The organism is Streptomyces sp. NPDC058671, assembly GCF_042716475.1.
In the GTDB taxonomy this organism is placed as follows: domain Bacteria; phylum Actinomycetota; class Actinomycetes; order Streptomycetales; family Streptomycetaceae; genus Streptomyces.
Genome location: NZ_JBHXSA010000027.1, coordinates 65362 through 81645, shown reverse-complemented (window position 1 = coordinate 81645; position 16284 = coordinate 65362). Strand labels below are relative to the sequence as shown.

Genomic DNA, 16284 nt, shown 5'->3' with positions numbered 1-16284 from the left:
CCCCCGCCAAGTGGCTGAAGCCGCCTGCACCCCATGTGACCAGAGCGACCAAAACCGGTGAAGAAGGTGGCGAGGATGACTGGACGGACGCCGGGGCCTTGCGCAGCGGAGGCCGCACGCCAGCACTGAGAAGACAGCAGAAAACCGCCCTCCGACCGAGATGTGGCACCGGTCAGGAGAGCGGTTTGCCGATATTGACAGAGCGTCAGCTCGTGCGTCGGACGCGCGTCTGCTCCGGTGTCGGGGTCAGGACGGGTCGCCGTACTGGAGTCCGCGTCCGTTGGTACCGACATACACGCGGCCGAAAGTGTCCGGGTCGCCGGTGACGACGCCGACGCCTCCGATGGCGCCCCACTGGTGGGCGTCATCGTTGACACGGAGCCAGGTGGCGCCCTTGTCGGTGGAGCGGAAGACGCCAGTGACGTCCTTGACGGTGCCGATCAGGTAGAGGGCCTGGTACGAGGCGCCGGGTGCGGCCTTGCCGAAGCCGAGGGCGGAGGCGGACTGCACCGTGGTGAGCGTGGTGAAGGTGCGGCCGCCGTCGGTGGAGTGCAGCAGCCCCTGGCCGCCGCCGGCGATCCACAGGTCTCCGGCGATGCCGGGGACGGCAGTGAGCGGGCCGGCGGGCAGGCCGGTCGCCCGGGCGGTGAAGGTCGCCCCGCCGTCGGTGCTGGCGTGCAGCGTGCCGCGCGACAGGGAGTAGAAGGTCCTGGCCGAGAAGCGGTCGGCGATGACGACGGCGTCGGTGCCCAGTCCGCCGACCCTCGACCAGTTCGCTCCCTTGTCGGTCGATCGGTACGGGACCTGGCCGGCCTGGGTCCAGACGATGGTGGAGCCGTCGGCCGCGAGCGCGACGCGGCCGTCCTGGGCGCCTGTCACCGGCTCGGCCTTGAAGCCGTTCCAGCTGCTGCCGCCGTCGGTGGAGTAGGCGCCGTCCTGCGCGCCGCCGCAGCCGACGCGGACCATCATCGAGGGCGTGGACTGGGCGAAGTCGATATCCGTGCTGTTGGTCATCATCGGATTGCTCAGCCGCCCGGCCGGGACCTTGGTCAGGTCGTCGTGGCGGAAACCGCCTTGGTCGCCCATGGCGGTGACGACAGCGGCACCCCCGGGCGGGGCGATCGCGTCCATCAGCGCGGTCTCCTCAAGGCCCCGAGCCCCCGCGGTCCAGTGGCTGGTGCCGCCGTTGTCGATGGCGTTGGCGTCCTTGCTGCGCCAGATGCCGTTGCCAGTGCCGTACAGCACGTGCCCGGAGTCGAAGGGGTCGATGGCCAGGGCGGTCATCCAGTGCCCGGTGTGGGTACCGACGTACGGAGCGGCGGAGGCGTTCCGCACCGACTTGTCCGCCAGTGCCTTCCAGGTCGTGCCGCCGTCGGTGGTGCGGTAGATCTCGTCCTCGGGCCACCAGCGGTCGAGGGTGGTGACCATCACCGTGGACGGCTGGCGCGGGTCGACGGCCAGGCCGGAGAACCCGTATGAGCCGCGGGACGGAGTGATGTCCTTCCAAGTCCCACCGGACGGCGTGTGCTTCCAGACCGAGCCCGCCGTCACGCCGTTAGGCCCGAGAGCGTTGGTGTACGTCAGGTACAGCGAGCCGTCACCGGAGAGCACGCCGTGCTGCGGCAACTGGCCCGTGGGCTGGCCGGGGACGGCCTGCCAGGTGCTGCCGCCGTCGGTGGAGCGGTACAGGGAGGTGGACCTGTCGGCGACGCCGATGTAGATCGTCCTGCTGCCGCCCGGGCCGTACGTCACGAAGGAGATGCCCGCACCGTCCTTGACGGGGAACGAGGAGACCTGCCGCCACGTCGCACCGCTGTCGGTGCTACGCCACAGTCCGTTCCTACGGGTGCCAAGGAGCAGGGTGCGGTTGTCCGAGGGGTCGATCACGAGCCGTTCGCCCGCCCCGCGGCCGTCCTCGTTGCCGCCCAGCTTGAACGGCAGGTCGGTGCGCTGGAAGGTGCGACCACGGTCGGTGCTGCGCAGGATCGCGCCGTTGCCGGCCCACTCGCTGGTGTAGGTTCCGGCCGCGAGGTAGAGCCGGTCGGGGTCGACGGGGTCGGTGGCCACCGAATCGATGCCCAGCAGGTTCCAGTCCTTCTCGCCGAGCCAGTCGGTCAGCGGGATCCACTGCTCGGCCGCGGCGTCCCAGCGGTAGGCGCCGCCCATGTCGGTACGCGCGTACAGCAGACCCTTCTCCCGGGGATTGAACACCACCCCGGTGACGTAACCGCCGCCGACCACCTGGGCGTTCTTCCACGCGTACGGTCCGGTCCCGTTGACCGGGGCCTCGGACGTCTTCACCAGCTTCCACTGCTGGTTGGTGCTGCCCTTGCCGTGGTACTGGATGACTGCCGCGCCGTCGGCCGGGGAGCCTCCGGAGACGTCCAGGACCTGGCCGCTCCTGCGGGAGGTGAAGGTGACGGCGTCGGAACCGCTCCCCTCGTCGATCCGCCACTCCTGGGAGGTGGAGGAGCTGTCGGTCTGCTGCTCGGCGACAGCCGCCTGGGCGGTCGAGCCGCCCGCTATGCCCAGCACCTTGCCGCTGTTGCGATTCACCAGCTCGTAGTAGCCGTCTCCGGTGGGGCGCAGTCTCCACTGCTGGTTGGCGGTGTTCTGGTCGGTCCACTGTTGGATGCGGGTGCCGTCGGCGGTCGAGAAAGCGTTGACGTCCAGCACCTTGCCGCTGCGCACGGAGACCAGCTTGTAGTGGGCATTGCTGTCGACCGTCGCGGCCTGCGAGTCGTCCTGCACGAACAGGAGGTACGGCACGACGGTGGCGGGCACACCGAGCAGCAGAGCGGTGGCGGTCCTGCGACGGCGGTGACGTCCGCGGCGCCCGCCGTTCGTGAGGTTGTTCATGGGGGGTGTTTCTCCTTGTGCAACCGTGGGTCGGGCAGGTCAGCGCTGCAGGGTCAGGACACCCGGCCGGTACGGCAGCTGGTCGTAGGGTCCGCCCGCGGTGGGGGCCTTGCCCTGGTACAGGAACTGCAGGTTGCAGGGGTCGATGGTCATGGTCTGGTCGGGATCGCTGCGGACCAGGTCTCCGTGGCTGATGTCGTCGGTCCAGGTGGCACCACTGTTGGCCTTGCCCGCGAAGGGGTTGCTTTCGCTGCCGGCCTGCGGGGTCCACGCACCACTCAGGCTGGAGGCGCTGAACGAGCGGAAATAGCGCCGCTCGTTCGCGCCCCGGGCCTCGACGATCATGAGGTACTGGTTCTGGCCCTTGACCTTGTAGACCTGCGGCGCCTCGAAGAGGTTCTTCGCCGTGTCGCTCATGACCGTCGTGTACGACGAGCCGAAGTTGCCGGGGAAGTTCCCGATCGGCATGCTCGCCCGGTAGATCTTGCCGTTGTCACCGGCGAAGAACAGGTACATGTTCTTCTCGTCGCCGATCAGGGTCTGGTCGATGGGGCCGGTCCCGGATTCAGTGCGGGAAATGCTGCCGGTGAACAGTGGCTGCGGCGCGGACCAGCCGTTGGGGTTGGCGGGGTCGCTGGACGTGCGGTAGCTGAAGGGCGAGGCACCCCACTGGTACGCAAGGACCCAGATCTTCTTGGGTGCGAAGTAGAACAGTGTGGGCGCGACCGCGTTCTGGCTCATCCTGGTCTGGCCGGCCGATGCCATGTCGGACCAGTTCGTGAAGGGGCTGAACCCCATCGAGCCGTACGCGGTACCCGACGCGCTCGACGCGTAGACCAGGTGCTTGCCGTTGTGCATCACGTGGGTGAAGTCCTTCACCGCGGCCCACCCGTTCGACGGCTGTGCGAGAGGCCCCGTCGAGCTCCACTTGTACGTCGATGGAAGAGCACACGTGCCGGCTCCCGTCCCGGTCGGGCCGGTCCACTTCTGGTTGCCGACGGACGCGCAGGTGTACAGCTGGATCGTGGTGCCGTTCGCGGTGGCGGCGCCGACGGCGTCGAGGCACAGCCCGGACTGGACGCCGGTGATCGAACCGTCGGTATTGATGTTCCATTGCTGGTTGGCGCCGCCGTTGCAATCCCAGACGATCACCGAGGTGCCGTTGGCGGTGCCCTTGCTCTTGGCGTCCAGGCACTTGTCGCCGTGCACCTTCAGCTGCTTGGCCGCGGTGTAGGTCCAGCGCTGGCCCGCCTGTCCACTGCAGTCCCACAGGCGCGCCCGGGTGCCGTTGGCGGTGGCTGAGCCGGGGATGTCGACACAGCGGCCAGAGGCAACGCCCTTGATCTCCCCCGTACCGTCGGTCGGCTTGCCTGGGGTGGTACCGGAGCCGGACTGGAGAGCGTTCACGACGGCGGTGTACGCCGGCTTGGGCTTGCCGCCGCTGTCGAACAGCAGCGGGCTCTCGCCGCTGCGCCAGGAGTCGCTGTCACGGACGCCCCACACCGTGATGCCGGTGCATCGGGGCACGGACAGGCAGGTGTTGACCGTGTTCGCGTACTGGGTGGGTGATGCCAGGGCGATGTCCAGCTCGGTGATCTGGACGTCGACGCCCAGGGCGGCGAAGCTGGCCAAGGTGGTCTTGAAGCTCGCCGGCGGGCCGCCCGGCCCGAAGTGGCTCTGGAACCCGACGCAGTCGATGGGCACGCCGCGGGACTTGAAGTCCTTGACCATGCGGTAGACGCCCTGGGTCTTGGCGTCCGACCAGTTCTCGATGTTGTAGTCGTTGTAGCAGAGCTTGGCCGAGGAATCGGCCGCCCGGGCGGTGCGGAACGCTTCCTCGATGAAGCCGTTGCCCAGCACCTGCTGGAAGACCGAGTCGCGGAGCCGGCCGCTGCCGCCGTCGGCGAACGCCTCGTTGACTACGTCCCAGGCGTAGATCTTGCCCTTGTAGTGGGTCATCTGGGTGGTTATGTGGTGGTTCATCACACTGCGCAGTGTGCTTGCGTCGCGGATGGAGCCGACCCAGGAGGGGAGCTGCGAGTGCCAGACCGTGGTGTGGCCACGCAGCCGCTGACCGCGTGCCAGGGCACGATCGACGATCCGGTCTGCGGGGCCGAAGTTGAAGCGGCCGCGGGACGGCTCGATGGCGTCCCACTTCATCTCGTTCTCCGGGGTAATCATGTTGAACTCCCGGTCCGCGATCGCGGTGTACGCGGAGTCGCCGAGCCTGCCGGCGGCCACGGCCGTGCCGAAGTACCTGCCCGAGGGGGCAGCCTGGGTGCCCAGGCCAGCGGCTCCGGCAGAGCTGGGGAGGAGCGTCACGACGCCGGCCACCAGCGCCGTGGCCGACAGTCCTATCGCCCATGTCCGGCGTCGCCGGCGGAGCCGGTGCAAGCCCTTCATGATTCTCCTCGGGGGCCCTGCGTCCCGGTCGCCCGGAGTTCGTGGATGTGCTGCGTCATGGGAGGAACTTTCTTCAGGGGATACGTCAGTGGGGGACGTCGGGACCCAGCCGCGCCGGCATGTCATGACAGGCGGTGGGAAGGACACCCCTGAAGTGGAGGCTTCCGAGCTCGCGGTCTCGTAACAGAAAAGTCGCGCCGTCCGCAGGATTGCCCAGTGATGCATCTCGCAGGCAGAAAGCGTTATGCCGGACGCCGTGACCTGGTCGCGCCCGTGGAAGAGGGGCGCCGCACCGATCTGCAGTGAACGCCGGTCATGGCGTGGGGCAGGAACCGTGGGGGATCCGGCTGGAGGAGCACCAGCTGTGACTGTGCGACTCGGTCGGGATCGCCCGAGGAGTGGTGCTCAGGCCCCGGGGCTGCGCACGATGTAGGAAGCCTGGCCGGCGAAGGCCCGCGTGCCGTCGGAGCCGTCGAGCCAGATGCCGCCGTCGCGGTGGCGGAGAACCGATCCCGGATAGTTGCGCGCGTGCAGGGTCACGGACCCGGCGACCGCCCCGGGACGGGGACAGAAGGTGGCGTCTTCACGGAACAGTGCGCTGCCGTCGTCGGTGCTCAGCCGCAGCCGCAGGTAGTAGTGGCGAAGATACCGGCCGTCTGCGGCGCGGAAGGTGACGCACCGCGTGTCGGCCAGTCCCCCGACGACCGTGAAGGTGACCCGCTGACGTGCCTGCGCGCTGCTGGACGCGGCGACGCTGCCGAGCGTCGCGAAGTCGCCCGTGTACGTGACGAACAGGCCAGGACTGTCCGCGGACTCCAGCGACTGTGCGCCCAGCGGAACGGTGCCCGCGACGGCGGACGGGCCGACCGAGGGCGGGCTCACCGGGGACGGACTTGTCGGGGACGGTCCCGCCGAGGTAGTGGTGCGCGACGGAAGGGGCGTGGGAGTGCCGACCGTGGGAGCGGCAGTGGCGCCGGGCAGACGAGGCGCCGGATCAGGCCAGGTCGCATAGGTGGCGGTCCCGGCGATGAGCACCGCGCCGGTCGCGAGGCTTACCAGCGGATGAGCGGTCACCGTCTGGAGTTTGCCGATCAGAGCGCCGTGTAGACCGCCTCCCCCCGTCGCCGTGCCGACGGCGACGGGGGCCGCGGCCAGCCCGGCGGCGCTCGCTGCCGTACCCGACAGCAAGCCCTTGGCGGCCAGCGCGGTGATCAGTGCGGCCGGGACGGCCAGCGTCGTGAGGCTGAGGGGGAGGAGTTCGGCCGGAATCCGTTCCGCCGACGCCGCCGTGCAGACCGGGCAGTCACGTGTGTGCCGCGCGATCCGCTTGCGCCACACCGATGCACGGTGACCGTCCCAGCCGACGACGGTCTCCCCCAGCTGCGGACAGCGCGGGTCGGCCTCCAGCGCGGCGACGATCGTTCTGCACAGTTCCAGCTGCTCCCGCATGCGTTGGAGACGCACTCCGACGTGAGCGACCGTGAGCCCCGTCGCGGCGGCCATGTCCTCCCGGCTGAGCAGGCCGGCGCATTCCTGCCACCACAGTGACAGCAGCACCCGATGGTCCGGGTCGAGCCACCGGCCGGCTTCGACGACGCGACGGCGCTCGTCCGAGACATGCAGCCGCAGGATCGCCGTGTCCACAGGCTCGGCGCCGGCGTGCGGTATCCGGCGTGCCTCGTCGATGACCGTGGTCCGGTCGGCGGACACGTGTTGCCGGTGCCAGTGGGTATTGATCTGGCGGAGCGTGATCGACACCAGCCAGGACCGGAAGCTCTCCGGAGCGCGCAGGTCAGGCAGGTCGCGCACCACGCGCAGCAGGGTTTCCTGAACGACGTCGTCGACGTCCGCATGGCCGCTCAGCGCCCGCCCGACGATGTTGTAGACCAACGGCAGGTACGCGGCGATGAGCTCCTCGCACGCTCGATCGTCACCGGCCTGCGCCGCGACGACCAGCCCCGCGTGGTCTGCGTCCTTGAGCCCCATTCCCACCTTCTCCAGGGGAGCGATCCGCCAGTACGGCGGCACACCCTAGCCGCGACGAAGGCATACGGCCAAAGCCTGCGCCTCGGGCGGACGGTCTGGCCCGTGCCGACATGGAAGGCCCGGTGCCCGGGGGTGTGTCCGGCCACTCGGCCAACTCGCTGACGACCCATTAACTGATCGTTTCAAAATAGCGACATCCGACCCTGCTGAATGACGTCGGATCGGGGCTGCACCCACGCTGCTTACCGGGATCGAGTCGAGTCCTTGCGGAGGAGCTCATCTGCAGTGCAGGACTGGTCAAGATCCAGGACAAGGCAGATGCTGAAGCCTTGGTCATCACGCTGGACCTGGCCTTGGAGGTCGCACCAGCTGGCCGAACTGTCAGCGTTCACCAACACGACGAACGACTCTCCTTCGGTCGCCGAGTCCGAGGCTCCGAAGCTCGTCGGCGGGCCGTGCTGCGCCCAGAACTGCCACGTACCAGCTATTTCCGTAGGGCACTCGTAGTCGGGGACGGCATGCTTGATTCCGCTTGCCGAGAAGCTATGTCCAGCTGACACGTGCACTGTGGCGCCGTTGGCATTGCTCCAGTCCCCGACGAGATCGGCCTGCTGGATCACGGCAGCATCGCCGCCGGCTCCAGCGCATGATGTGCACGCAAGAAGCAGAAATCCGAGGACCGTGGCCAACTGTCCGAAGGACCTGATGAGAGGGCGACGCATCCGGCCATCTGACATCAGCGTGGACCGGCCGCCTCGGCCTTTTCCGGTTGGGGCCAGAGCCCCGTGTGCTGAGTCCATGCCACCCTGCCCGTTCGAGACCGCTCACTTCGTGCGCCCGGTAGTCGCTTCTGAAGGAAGCCGAGCACGGCCGGAGCCACCCTTCCACACGTTTTGAATATGTTCAATTAGCGATTCCCGCTGAACCCGCTCAGGGCTGCAGTCAAAGTTTCCGCAGGCAGATGATGCTGCAAGCAAGCTCGAGCAGGCCGTGGTGGAGGTCAGCTCGGCGCTCGTAGCGGATGCCAAGCCGTTTCAACTGGTGCAGCCAGGAGAAGGTGCGCTCGACCACCCAGCGGCCTGGCCCAGTCCGGAGCCGTGGGCGACGCCGCGCCGGGCTATCAGCGGTTTGATGCCTCGCTGCCACAGCAGGCGGCGGTACTTGTCGAAGTCGTAGCCCCGGTCGGCGTACAGCCGCCGGGGTTTGCGGCGGGGGCGTCCTCGCAGGCCCCGGATCGGCGGGACGGCGTCGAGCAGCGGCAGGAGCTGGGTGATGTCGTGCCGGTTGCCGCCGGTGAGGGTGACGGCGAGGGGGTTCCGTGTCGGTCGACGATCAGGTGGTGCTTGGAGCCGGGGCGGGCGCGGTCGACGGGCGAGGGGCCGACGCGATCCCCCCTAATCCAGTGCTTAACTGATCGTTTCATAGTGAGTTCACTGCAGGGGGTTGGCGGCTTGGCTTGGTGGCGGCAGAGTGTTGCGGGTGTCGGATGATCTTGTGCCTGATGACCTGTGGGAACGCATCGCTCCGCTGCTGCCGCCCCGACCACCGCGGCGCCATCGGTATCCGGGGCGGCTGCCGGCGGACGACCGTGCGGCCCTGCGGGGCATCGTTTACGTGCTGCGCAAGAACGTGAGCTGGAGAGACGTACCTGCCGAGCGGACAGGGTGCAGTGGAGTGACCGCCTGGCGGCGCCTGCGGGACTGGACCGAAGCCGGCGTCTGGCCCCGCCTGCACGAGGTCCTCCTGGCCGAACTACGCAAAGCCGGTCTGCTCGACATGGACGATGCCGCGATCGACGGCTCGCACGTCAGAGCGCTGAAAGGGGGGCTCACACCGGACCTTCGCCGGTCGACCGCGCGAGGCCGGGCAGCAAGCACCATCTGATCGTTGACCGGCATGGCACACCCCTCGCCGTAACCCTGACCGGCGGAAACCGCCACGACGTCACCCAGCTGACACCGCTGCTGGACGCGATCCCCCGCATCCGAGGGCTCCGCGGGCGCCCCAGGCATCGACCGGGCCGGCTGTTCGCCGACCGCGGATACGACTACGACAAGTACCGCCGCGTCCTGCGGACCGCGGCATCACACCCAAGATCGCCCGACGTGGCGTCCCGCACGGCTCCGGCCTGGGCAAGACCCGCTGGGTCGTCGAGCGGACCTTCGCCTGGCTCCACCAGTTCAAACGCCTCCGGATCCGCTACGAGATACGCGCCGACCTCCGCCTCGGCCTGCTCCAACTCGCCTGCAGCATCATCTGCTTGAGGCGCCTGCGAACCTCATTCTGAAACGATCAGTTAGTAACTGGGTGGGCGCCGAGACGGAGCCCATTCGCCCAGCTCACGTTGCTGCCAGCATTCGAGAGGCACGGGATCAAGGCTGGGATCCAACCCGGGTCGGTTCTCCGTTTCAGCTCGACCGATCTACAGGATTCATCGCTCAGCCATGAGACAACGCGGCGTAGGCGTCACATCTGGCCCGGCATCATGGCCTGGTGACCACATGGATGCGCTGCTACTGGGACGAGGAAGACACCTGGTTCTACTTCGAGGTCGACGCCGAAGGCTGGGCAATCCGGCAGGTCGAACTTCAAGGGCCTGAGCTGACCCCGATCACAGCTGCCTCCCTCGCCGAGTGGCAGCGGGCCCGCGACGCAGGCCGCCTCGACGAGTACGACAGCAGGTTCGGGATCACAGCCGAGCTGCCCGTCTCGGAATGGGAAGGCCACGACCCCGAACAACTCACCTCCGAGGAGTTCGAGGAAGTCTGGGGGTCTGCCCGTCGCCAGATCGCATCCCGGCCCAGCTGACCTCTCGGCCCTTCGGAGACTTCTTGCCATCATCGCGACATGACCCCGACCCTTCCTCGCACTGTCCGAGCCATCGACACAGCTCATCTCCTGGACCTGGCCCAGGAGGCCGCCATGCACAGCTTCAGCCAGCGGCTCCCGGTCGACTGGCTGCGAGAGCACCTTGCTGCGGAGGCGACGCACTACCTGATCCCGACGCTCGTGCAACGGCTCACGCACCGTCCCGAGATGCCGGTGCAGTGGAGGTGCCGGCACTGCTGACCGTCAACACCGGCGAACAGATCTGGAGTCTGCTCGACGTCCTTCCCGACACCTTCGACGAGATCCCGGAGACCCTGGCCACGGCCTCCAGGAAGGACATCGTCAGCCGCCTCAAGCGAGCAGTAACCGTGCTCGAGTGGATGGAACGGATGGGTGCCGAAGCAGGTTCGTGACGCCCCTCGGCAGCAGTGCAGCCTGCTGGACAGTCTGAGGAAATGACACGACTCTGAGACAGCCGCCGGCCGGCACGTCGTGAGACTGAACAGGGATGTCCAGGTCACAACCTTGGCGTATGCAGCGAAGCGCGAGATCTTGCAGGTCTTTCTACTGTGGGATCTCATTTCCCGTGTCGGAATCTCATGGCCGATGTCGGATCCGACATCTAGGTGAGACGCCGCAGGTCATGGGGGCATGTCCTGTCGCATTGAAGCTGTCGGATTCTCAGGGCTTCTCGTTCGTGTTGTCGGATTCTCATTGCGTCGCACGCCGAGCGACGACGTTTGCCCCGTACGTGGGGTTTGATCTCAGTTTTCTGGTCCGGTTCTCGCAGTACCTGTCACGGTCGTTTCGGCAGGTACGCGGAGCCGGGGGTGGCGATGGATCTGGGTCTGGTCGATGTCGAGTGGGCTGATGCTGAGGGTGGCGGGCTGCGGAAGTCCGTGCTGGAGGCGGTGTCCCGGGTTCGGTTCGAGTCGGTGCTCCCAGTGCGACGGTTCACGTCGTACCACGGGCAGCGGCACTTCACGGGCTGGTACTGGGCGACGACGACGCAGTCGCTGGTGGGGTTCGAGTCGTGGCTGGAGCGGGACCGGGCCATGCTCCTTGACCATGACCGGCGGGTGGTGGGGCTGGCCTCGCAGCCGTTCCGGGTGACATGGCAGGGGGAGAAGCGCCGGATCTCGCATACGCCGGACTACTTCGCACGGCTGGAGGACGGCTCGGGCCTGGTCGTCGATGTCCGGCCGGCGGACCGGGTCGGCCCGGCGGACGCGGTGAAGTTCTCGGCGACCGAGGCGATGTGCCAGGAGATGGGCTGCTGGTCCTTCGCCCTGGTGCACGAGCCTGATCCGGTGGAGATGGCCAACGTCCGCTGGCTGTCGGGATATCGGCATCCACGTAATCGGGTCGGCGACGTCGCGAAGCGGCTCATGGACACGTTCGAGGACCCACAGTTGCTCATGGACGGTGTCGAAGCGGTGGGGGACCCGTTGTCCGTCCTGCCGACGCTTTACCACCTGCTGTGGTGCGGTGACCTGCATCTTGACCTGTCGGTGCCGTTGGGAGACGGCGCCTTGATCGGCCATGCGGCGGTGAGTCATGGCTGAACTGGCGCCACGCGGGGTTCTTCGGGTCGGGGACCGAATTCGGTTCGAGGGCCACGACCAGCAGATCATCGGCCTGGATGGAACGATCTTGCGGCTGCTCAGCGACGAGGGCGACACCCGTGTCATGGCTGCCGGCTACGTGATGGCCGCCGCCGATTTCGAGGTACTGGACCGTGGGCCGGAGGCGGTCCCGGAACGAGTCCTGCCGCCGTTCGCGTTGGTGGACGCGTTGCCGCCGGCGGCCGTCGAGCAGGCCCGGTTCTGGGAACAGCACGTGGTGGAAGTACTCACCGGGCTGCCCCCGGATGTTCCGGAGGGCACGTCTCCTCGGCCCGAGTACGACCCGGCCTGGCGGACGCTGATGGAGCGAGAAGCTGCGAAGGTCGCCGAGCTGGCGGCCGGCGGGCAGCAGATCAGCAAGCGGACCTTTCTGCGGATGCGGCAGCGCTACGAGGCCGAGGGGTTGTGGGGGCTGGTGGACGGCCGGTCCCGGAAACCGCCGGTGCCGGTCCCCGGCACGGGAAGGACGGACGAGCGCGTCGTCGAGGCGGTCACCGAGGCCCTGGCCGGGCAGACGGACCTTTCGACGGGGGATCGCAAGCGGCTCATGCTGCGGGCCGAGCAGATCCTCGCCGCGAAGCACGGCGAGGAAGCGGTGAAGCTCCTACCGACGAGGGCGACCTTCTATCGGCTGGTGAACAGCCTCGCCAGGAACAACGCGTCCTTCGGTTCGGCCACGGTACGCCGCCAGCGAGCGCTTCGGCCCGTGGGGCCGTTCACCCCCTCCATGGCCGCCCGCCCCGGGGAGATCGTGCAGATCGACTCCACGCGGCTGGACGTGATGGCGGTGCTGGACGACGGAGTCGTGGCCCGCCCCGATCTGACGATCGCGGTCGATGTCACGACGCGCACGATCTGCGCGGCCCTGCTCAGGCCCGCGGGCACGAAAGGCGTGGACGCCGCGGTGCTGCTGGCGAGGATGCTGGTTCCCGAGCCGATGCGGCCGGGCTGGAGCCAGACCCTTGCGATGTCGGACTCGATCCTGCCGCACCAGCGGCTCATGGCGGTGGACGCGCGGTTGGAGAAGGCCGCGGCCAAGCCGGTCATCGTCCCGGACACCATCGTGATCGACCACGGCAAGGTGTTCGTCTCCGACACGTTCTCCTCCGCCTGCTCACTGCTGGGGATCTCCTTGCAACTCGCCCGGCCCAGGACCCCGACGGACAAGGCGATCGTGGAGAGGACGTTCGCATCGATCAACTCGCTGTTCTGCCAGTACGTCGCGGGCTACACCGGCTTCGATGTCACCCGTCGCGGCAGTGATCCGGCCTCCGAGGCAGTCTGGACCTCGCTCAGCTCCAGGACCTCCTGGACGAGTGGATCATCTGCTGGCAGCAGCGTCCGCACGAGGGCCTGCGCAATCCCTATATGGCGGGGCGGACGCTGTCGCCGAACGAGTCGTACGCCATCGCTGTCGCCCGCGCCGGGTATTTGCCCGTTGCTCTGTCGGCAGAGGATTACATCGAACTGCTGCCCGCGGTCTGGAGGGCCGTCAACGACTACGGCATCAAGGTCAACTACCGCACCTACGACAGCCCCGAGCTCAACCGGCTACGGAGGCAGCCGTCCGGGGTGACGGGCAAGCAGGATCTGTGGGAGGTCCACTACGACCCCTACGACGCCTCCCGCGTCTGGGTACGGCGAAGCGACAGCCGCCGATGGATCGAAGCCCCGTGGACCCATCTGCCCATGGTCCGGGCCCCATTCGCCGACTTCACCTGGCGCCACGCACGCCAACTCCTCGCCGACCAGGGCCGCGACGACACCAGCGAGACCGCCATCGCCCAAGTCCTGGCCAAGCTGCTGCGCAGGTCGGGGAAACCGCCGGCCGGATCGGAGCAGGTCATGGCCCGCACCCGGGCAGCCCTTGAGGCCCCCACACGGCCCGCACTCCCACCGGCCCGGCCCGCCGATGCGGACGATAGCGAGAACGAGGGTCCGGAGGATGCGCCGGTCACCCCCTTCGGCGTCTTCAACCCCCTGGAAGAGGAAGGTAAGCCTCTGTGGTGACTCCGCCCAACGCCCATGATGACGAGCACAACCCTCTGACCACCAAGGACGGCTGGAAGCAGTTCGTCGATGATGCCCCGGTTTCCCCGACCATGCTCTCGCTGCGGGCCTTCATGGCCCTGACCGAGGAGAAACGGCTCGCTTACAACGAGCCCAGGCTGGACTACCACTCCCGGCTCGTGATCGTGGGCACCCCCACCGTCCGCAACGTGTTCACCACCGGGCGACGCCTGGTCCTGCTCAACCGGCACCAGATCTCCGGCCGTCGCGGGCTGATCGTCACCGGCCAGGCCGGGACCGGCAAGACGACCGCCATCGCCCAGCTCGGCCGCAACCATGAACTCCTGGTCCGGAAACGACTCGGCTCGGCCGCGGCAGGAAGACTGCCGGTCGTCTACGTCACCGTCCCGCCCCGGGCCACCCCGAAGATGCTCGCCATCGAGTTCGCCCGGTTCCTCGGCCTTCCCGTCGTCCGACAGGAGACCCAGACCTCCATCACCAACGCCGTCTGCGATCTGCTGATCAAAATGCGCGTCGAACTCGCGCTCGTCGACGAGATCCACAACCTCAACCTCGCCACCCAAGCCGGGGCAGAAGCCTCCGACCAGCTGAAATACCTGTCCGAGCGGATCCCCGCCACCTTCGTACTCGCCGGCATCGAAGTCGCCGCGAGCGGCCTGTTCAGCGGGGTCCGGGGCCAGCAGATCTCCGGCCGATACACCGTCACCGACACCGAACCGTTCGCCTACGGCACCACCGCACAGCGGCAGAACTGGCGGAACCTGATCGCCTCACTCGAAGACGCCCTACGACTGCACCGGCACAAGCCCGGCAGCCTGGTCAAACTCGACGGCTACCTCCACGAACGCACCGACGGCGCGATCGGCAGCCTCTCCCAACTCGTCTGCGGCGCCGCCCTTGAGGCCATCATCAACGGCAGCGAGGCCATCACCCGCAAGACCCTGGAGACCATCGAGGTCGACCAGACCGCCGAGGACGCCCGCCAGGAACACCGCCGCAACCGACGCCCCCGCCGCCGGAGGCCGGATGCCGACGCAGCCTGAACAACTCCACCGGCTGCCCATCGCCCTCGGCCCCGTCCACGACGAGACCCTCGGTTCCTATCTCCACCGCCTGGCCGTCGCCAACAACCGTCCCGCGAGCTTCCTCGCCCGCCTCCTGGGCCCGCTGCCGCCGGAGTTCTCCCCGCTCAGCAACACCACCGCCGGCTGGAATCCTCACTCACCCGACCGTCTGGCCACACTCTCCGGGCGTCCGACGCCCCACCTCGCCAGGGCCCTGCCCGCGCTCGCCGACTTCCTCAGCCCACACGGTCCCGGGCAGCGAACGGAACGGCTGATCAGCCGCCCCTGCCGCTGCTGCACAGCCCGCCGCAGCCCCACCGCTTCCGTGGTCATCACCCTCTCGCCCGCCCACGTCCACCTCTGCCCGCGGCATCAGCTCTGGACCCGCTCCACTCACGACATCCCGCTCGTCGCCCTGCCCGAAGTCATCGAGGCCCAGCGACGCCTCGACCAACTCGCCCGCCGTCACCGGCAGACCAGACGAGCCCTCGACATGGCGCGGAAAATCGTCGAGGACTGGTCCGCCTCCGGAATGCCGATCGACCTCGGAAATGAGTGGACCGATCGCCTTGACCGCGTCGAAGCTCTCGCCGTCAGCAAGAAGATCTCGGCTGAGGACCGCAGTCACCTCGCGGCGTTCCCCGAGATCGTGGTGTTGACGCACCTGATCCTCGACCCGCCCACAACCGCGTTCGACCCCAAAGATCTCTACCTGGCGACAACCGCCGAGCTGAGTCGACGATTCGCGCGGATCTACACCACCCTCGGAACCCATGACCCCCTCTACCGGCGCTTCTGTCTCTTCCGCGAACGAGACCTCCGTGAGGCTCCGAACTAAGCCTTGATTGGTGCGGCCGACCTGGCGGCCTGCTCGATCTTCGCGCAGTAGGCTGCACGGGCTTCCTCGTCGATCTGCTTCTCGTGTTCGGCGCGCAACCCGGTCCGGCCGTCGAGGCCCTCGCGCAGGATATCGGCGTGCCCGGCATGCCGGATGGACTCGCCGAGGACATGGACCATGATGGCGAACAGGTTCGTGTCGGCATAAGGCTCCGGCCACCATGGCACGTGGCCGAGGGCGTCGAGGGGAAGCTCGTTGATCGTCGCGTCCGAGTGTTCCCACGTGCGCCGGTAGAACCCGATGATCTGATCGCGGGTCTCGTCCTCGGTCGCCCACAGATCGCTTCCGTTGGAGTCCTGCCACCGGGGCAGCGGTTCCGGGGAAGGGCGGTCGAAGACCTCTCCGAAGTACCTGGCCTCGACGCTGGCCACGTGTTTGACCAGGCCGAGGAGGTTGGTCCCGGTCGCGGTCAAAGGCCGGCGGGCGTCGTATTCGGACAAGCCGTCGAGTTTCCAGAGCAGCGCCTTGCGGTCCCGCCGCAGTCGCCCGTGCAGGTTGTCTTTCGCGAATTCATCGATCATGCGGCATGAGCCTGCCATGGGCTGCTCATGGTCTCAAGATCCCGTACGTGGTCCGCAACGACTGGCAG

At 67.9% G+C, this 16284-nt stretch carries 10 protein-coding genes and 3 pseudogenes; 8 read left to right on the top strand and 5 right to left on the bottom strand.

Features of this window, described 5'->3' with window-relative positions:
* Positions 1–246: 246 nt before the first annotated feature.
* The 4 genes and pseudogenes from ACFWV2_RS28115 to ACFWV2_RS28100 all read right to left on the bottom strand — a co-directional run.
* Positions 247–2859, bottom strand: coding sequence for an RICIN domain-containing protein (locus tag ACFWV2_RS28115; protein ID WP_384409041.1), 2613 nt, complete (start codon positions 2857–2859; stop codon positions 247–249).
* A gap of 39 nt (positions 2860–2898) precedes the next feature.
* Positions 2899–5262: a non-reducing end alpha-L-arabinofuranosidase family hydrolase gene (locus tag ACFWV2_RS28110; RefSeq protein WP_384409039.1), complete on the bottom strand. Its 2364-nt coding sequence runs from the start codon at positions 5260–5262 to the stop codon at positions 2899–2901.
* Between the two features lie 405 nt (positions 5263–5667).
* Positions 5668–7248: a sigma-70 family RNA polymerase sigma factor gene (locus tag ACFWV2_RS28105; RefSeq protein ID WP_384409037.1), complete on the bottom strand. Its 1581-nt coding sequence runs from the start codon at positions 7246–7248 to the stop codon at positions 5668–5670.
* Between the two features lie 942 nt (positions 7249–8190).
* Positions 8191–8641: pseudogene (locus ACFWV2_RS28100) on the bottom strand (IS5 family transposase); the annotation flags it as partial.
* An 86-nt stretch (positions 8642–8727) separates the two neighbouring features.
* Here ACFWV2_RS28100 and ACFWV2_RS28095 point away from each other — a divergent pair.
* The 8 genes and pseudogenes from ACFWV2_RS28095 (at position 8728) to ACFWV2_RS28060 (ending at position 15635) form a co-directional block, all read left to right on the top strand.
* Positions 8728–9535 (top strand): annotated as a pseudogene (locus tag ACFWV2_RS28095) (IS5 family transposase).
* A gap of 218 nt (positions 9536–9753) precedes the next feature.
* Complete coding sequence (locus tag ACFWV2_RS28090; protein WP_384409075.1) at positions 9754–10056, top strand: hypothetical protein; 303 nt, start codon at positions 9754–9756, stop codon at positions 10054–10056.
* 39 nt (positions 10057–10095) lie between these two features.
* Positions 10096–10490: pseudogene (locus ACFWV2_RS28085) on the top strand (hypothetical protein).
* Between the two features lie 423 nt (positions 10491–10913).
* Positions 10914–11642, top strand: a complete 729-nt coding sequence (locus ACFWV2_RS28080; RefSeq protein ID WP_384409073.1) for a TnsA-like heteromeric transposase endonuclease subunit — start codon at positions 10914–10916, stop codon at positions 11640–11642.
* An 88-nt stretch (positions 11643–11730) separates the two neighbouring features.
* Positions 11731–13278, top strand: coding sequence for a hypothetical protein (locus tag ACFWV2_RS28075; RefSeq protein WP_384409035.1), 1548 nt, complete (start codon positions 11731–11733; stop codon positions 13276–13278).
* Positions 13164–13712, top strand: a complete 549-nt coding sequence (locus tag ACFWV2_RS28070; RefSeq protein ID WP_384409071.1) for a Mu transposase C-terminal domain-containing protein — start codon at positions 13164–13166, stop codon at positions 13710–13712. Before ACFWV2_RS28075 ends, ACFWV2_RS28070 begins: the two co-directional genes overlap by 115 nt.
* Entirely contained in the window at positions 13709–14776 is a 1068-nt protein-coding gene (locus ACFWV2_RS28065; RefSeq protein ID WP_384409033.1) for an AAA family ATPase, read from the top strand. The genes ACFWV2_RS28070 and ACFWV2_RS28065 overlap by 4 nt, the downstream gene beginning before the upstream one ends.
* Positions 14760–15635, top strand: coding sequence for a TniQ family protein (locus ACFWV2_RS28060; RefSeq protein WP_384409031.1), 876 nt, complete (start codon positions 14760–14762; stop codon positions 15633–15635). The genes ACFWV2_RS28065 and ACFWV2_RS28060 overlap by 17 nt, the downstream gene beginning before the upstream one ends.
* Here ACFWV2_RS28060 and ACFWV2_RS28055 read toward each other — a convergent pair.
* Complete coding sequence (locus tag ACFWV2_RS28055) at positions 15632–16216, bottom strand: DinB family protein (RefSeq protein ID WP_384409029.1); 585 nt, start codon at positions 16214–16216, stop codon at positions 15632–15634. The two genes, ACFWV2_RS28060 and ACFWV2_RS28055, sit on opposite strands and share 4 nt — an antisense overlap.
* Positions 16217–16284 lie beyond the last annotated feature (68 nt).

Coding starts and splice junctions, on each gene's coding strand:
- ACFWV2_RS28115 (WP_384409041.1), bottom strand. CDS start 2,859: ATGAACAACCTCACGAACGGCGGGCGCCGCGGACGTCACCGCCGTCGC.
- ACFWV2_RS28110 (WP_384409039.1), bottom strand. CDS start 5,262: ATGAAGGGCTTGCACCGGCTCCGCCGGCGACGCCGGACATGGGCGATA.
- ACFWV2_RS28105 (WP_384409037.1), bottom strand. CDS start 7,248: ATGGGGCTCAAGGACGCAGACCACGCGGGGCTGGTCGTCGCGGCGCAG.
- ACFWV2_RS28090 (WP_384409075.1), top strand. CDS start 9,754: ATGCGCTGCTACTGGGACGAGGAAGACACCTGGTTCTACTTCGAGGTC.
- ACFWV2_RS28080 (WP_384409073.1), top strand. CDS start 10,914: ATGGATCTGGGTCTGGTCGATGTCGAGTGGGCTGATGCTGAGGGTGGC.
- ACFWV2_RS28060 (WP_384409031.1), top strand. CDS start 14,760: ATGCCGACGCAGCCTGAACAACTCCACCGGCTGCCCATCGCCCTCGGC.
- ACFWV2_RS28055 (WP_384409029.1), bottom strand. CDS start 16,216: ATGATCGATGAATTCGCGAAAGACAACCTGCACGGGCGACTGCGGCGG.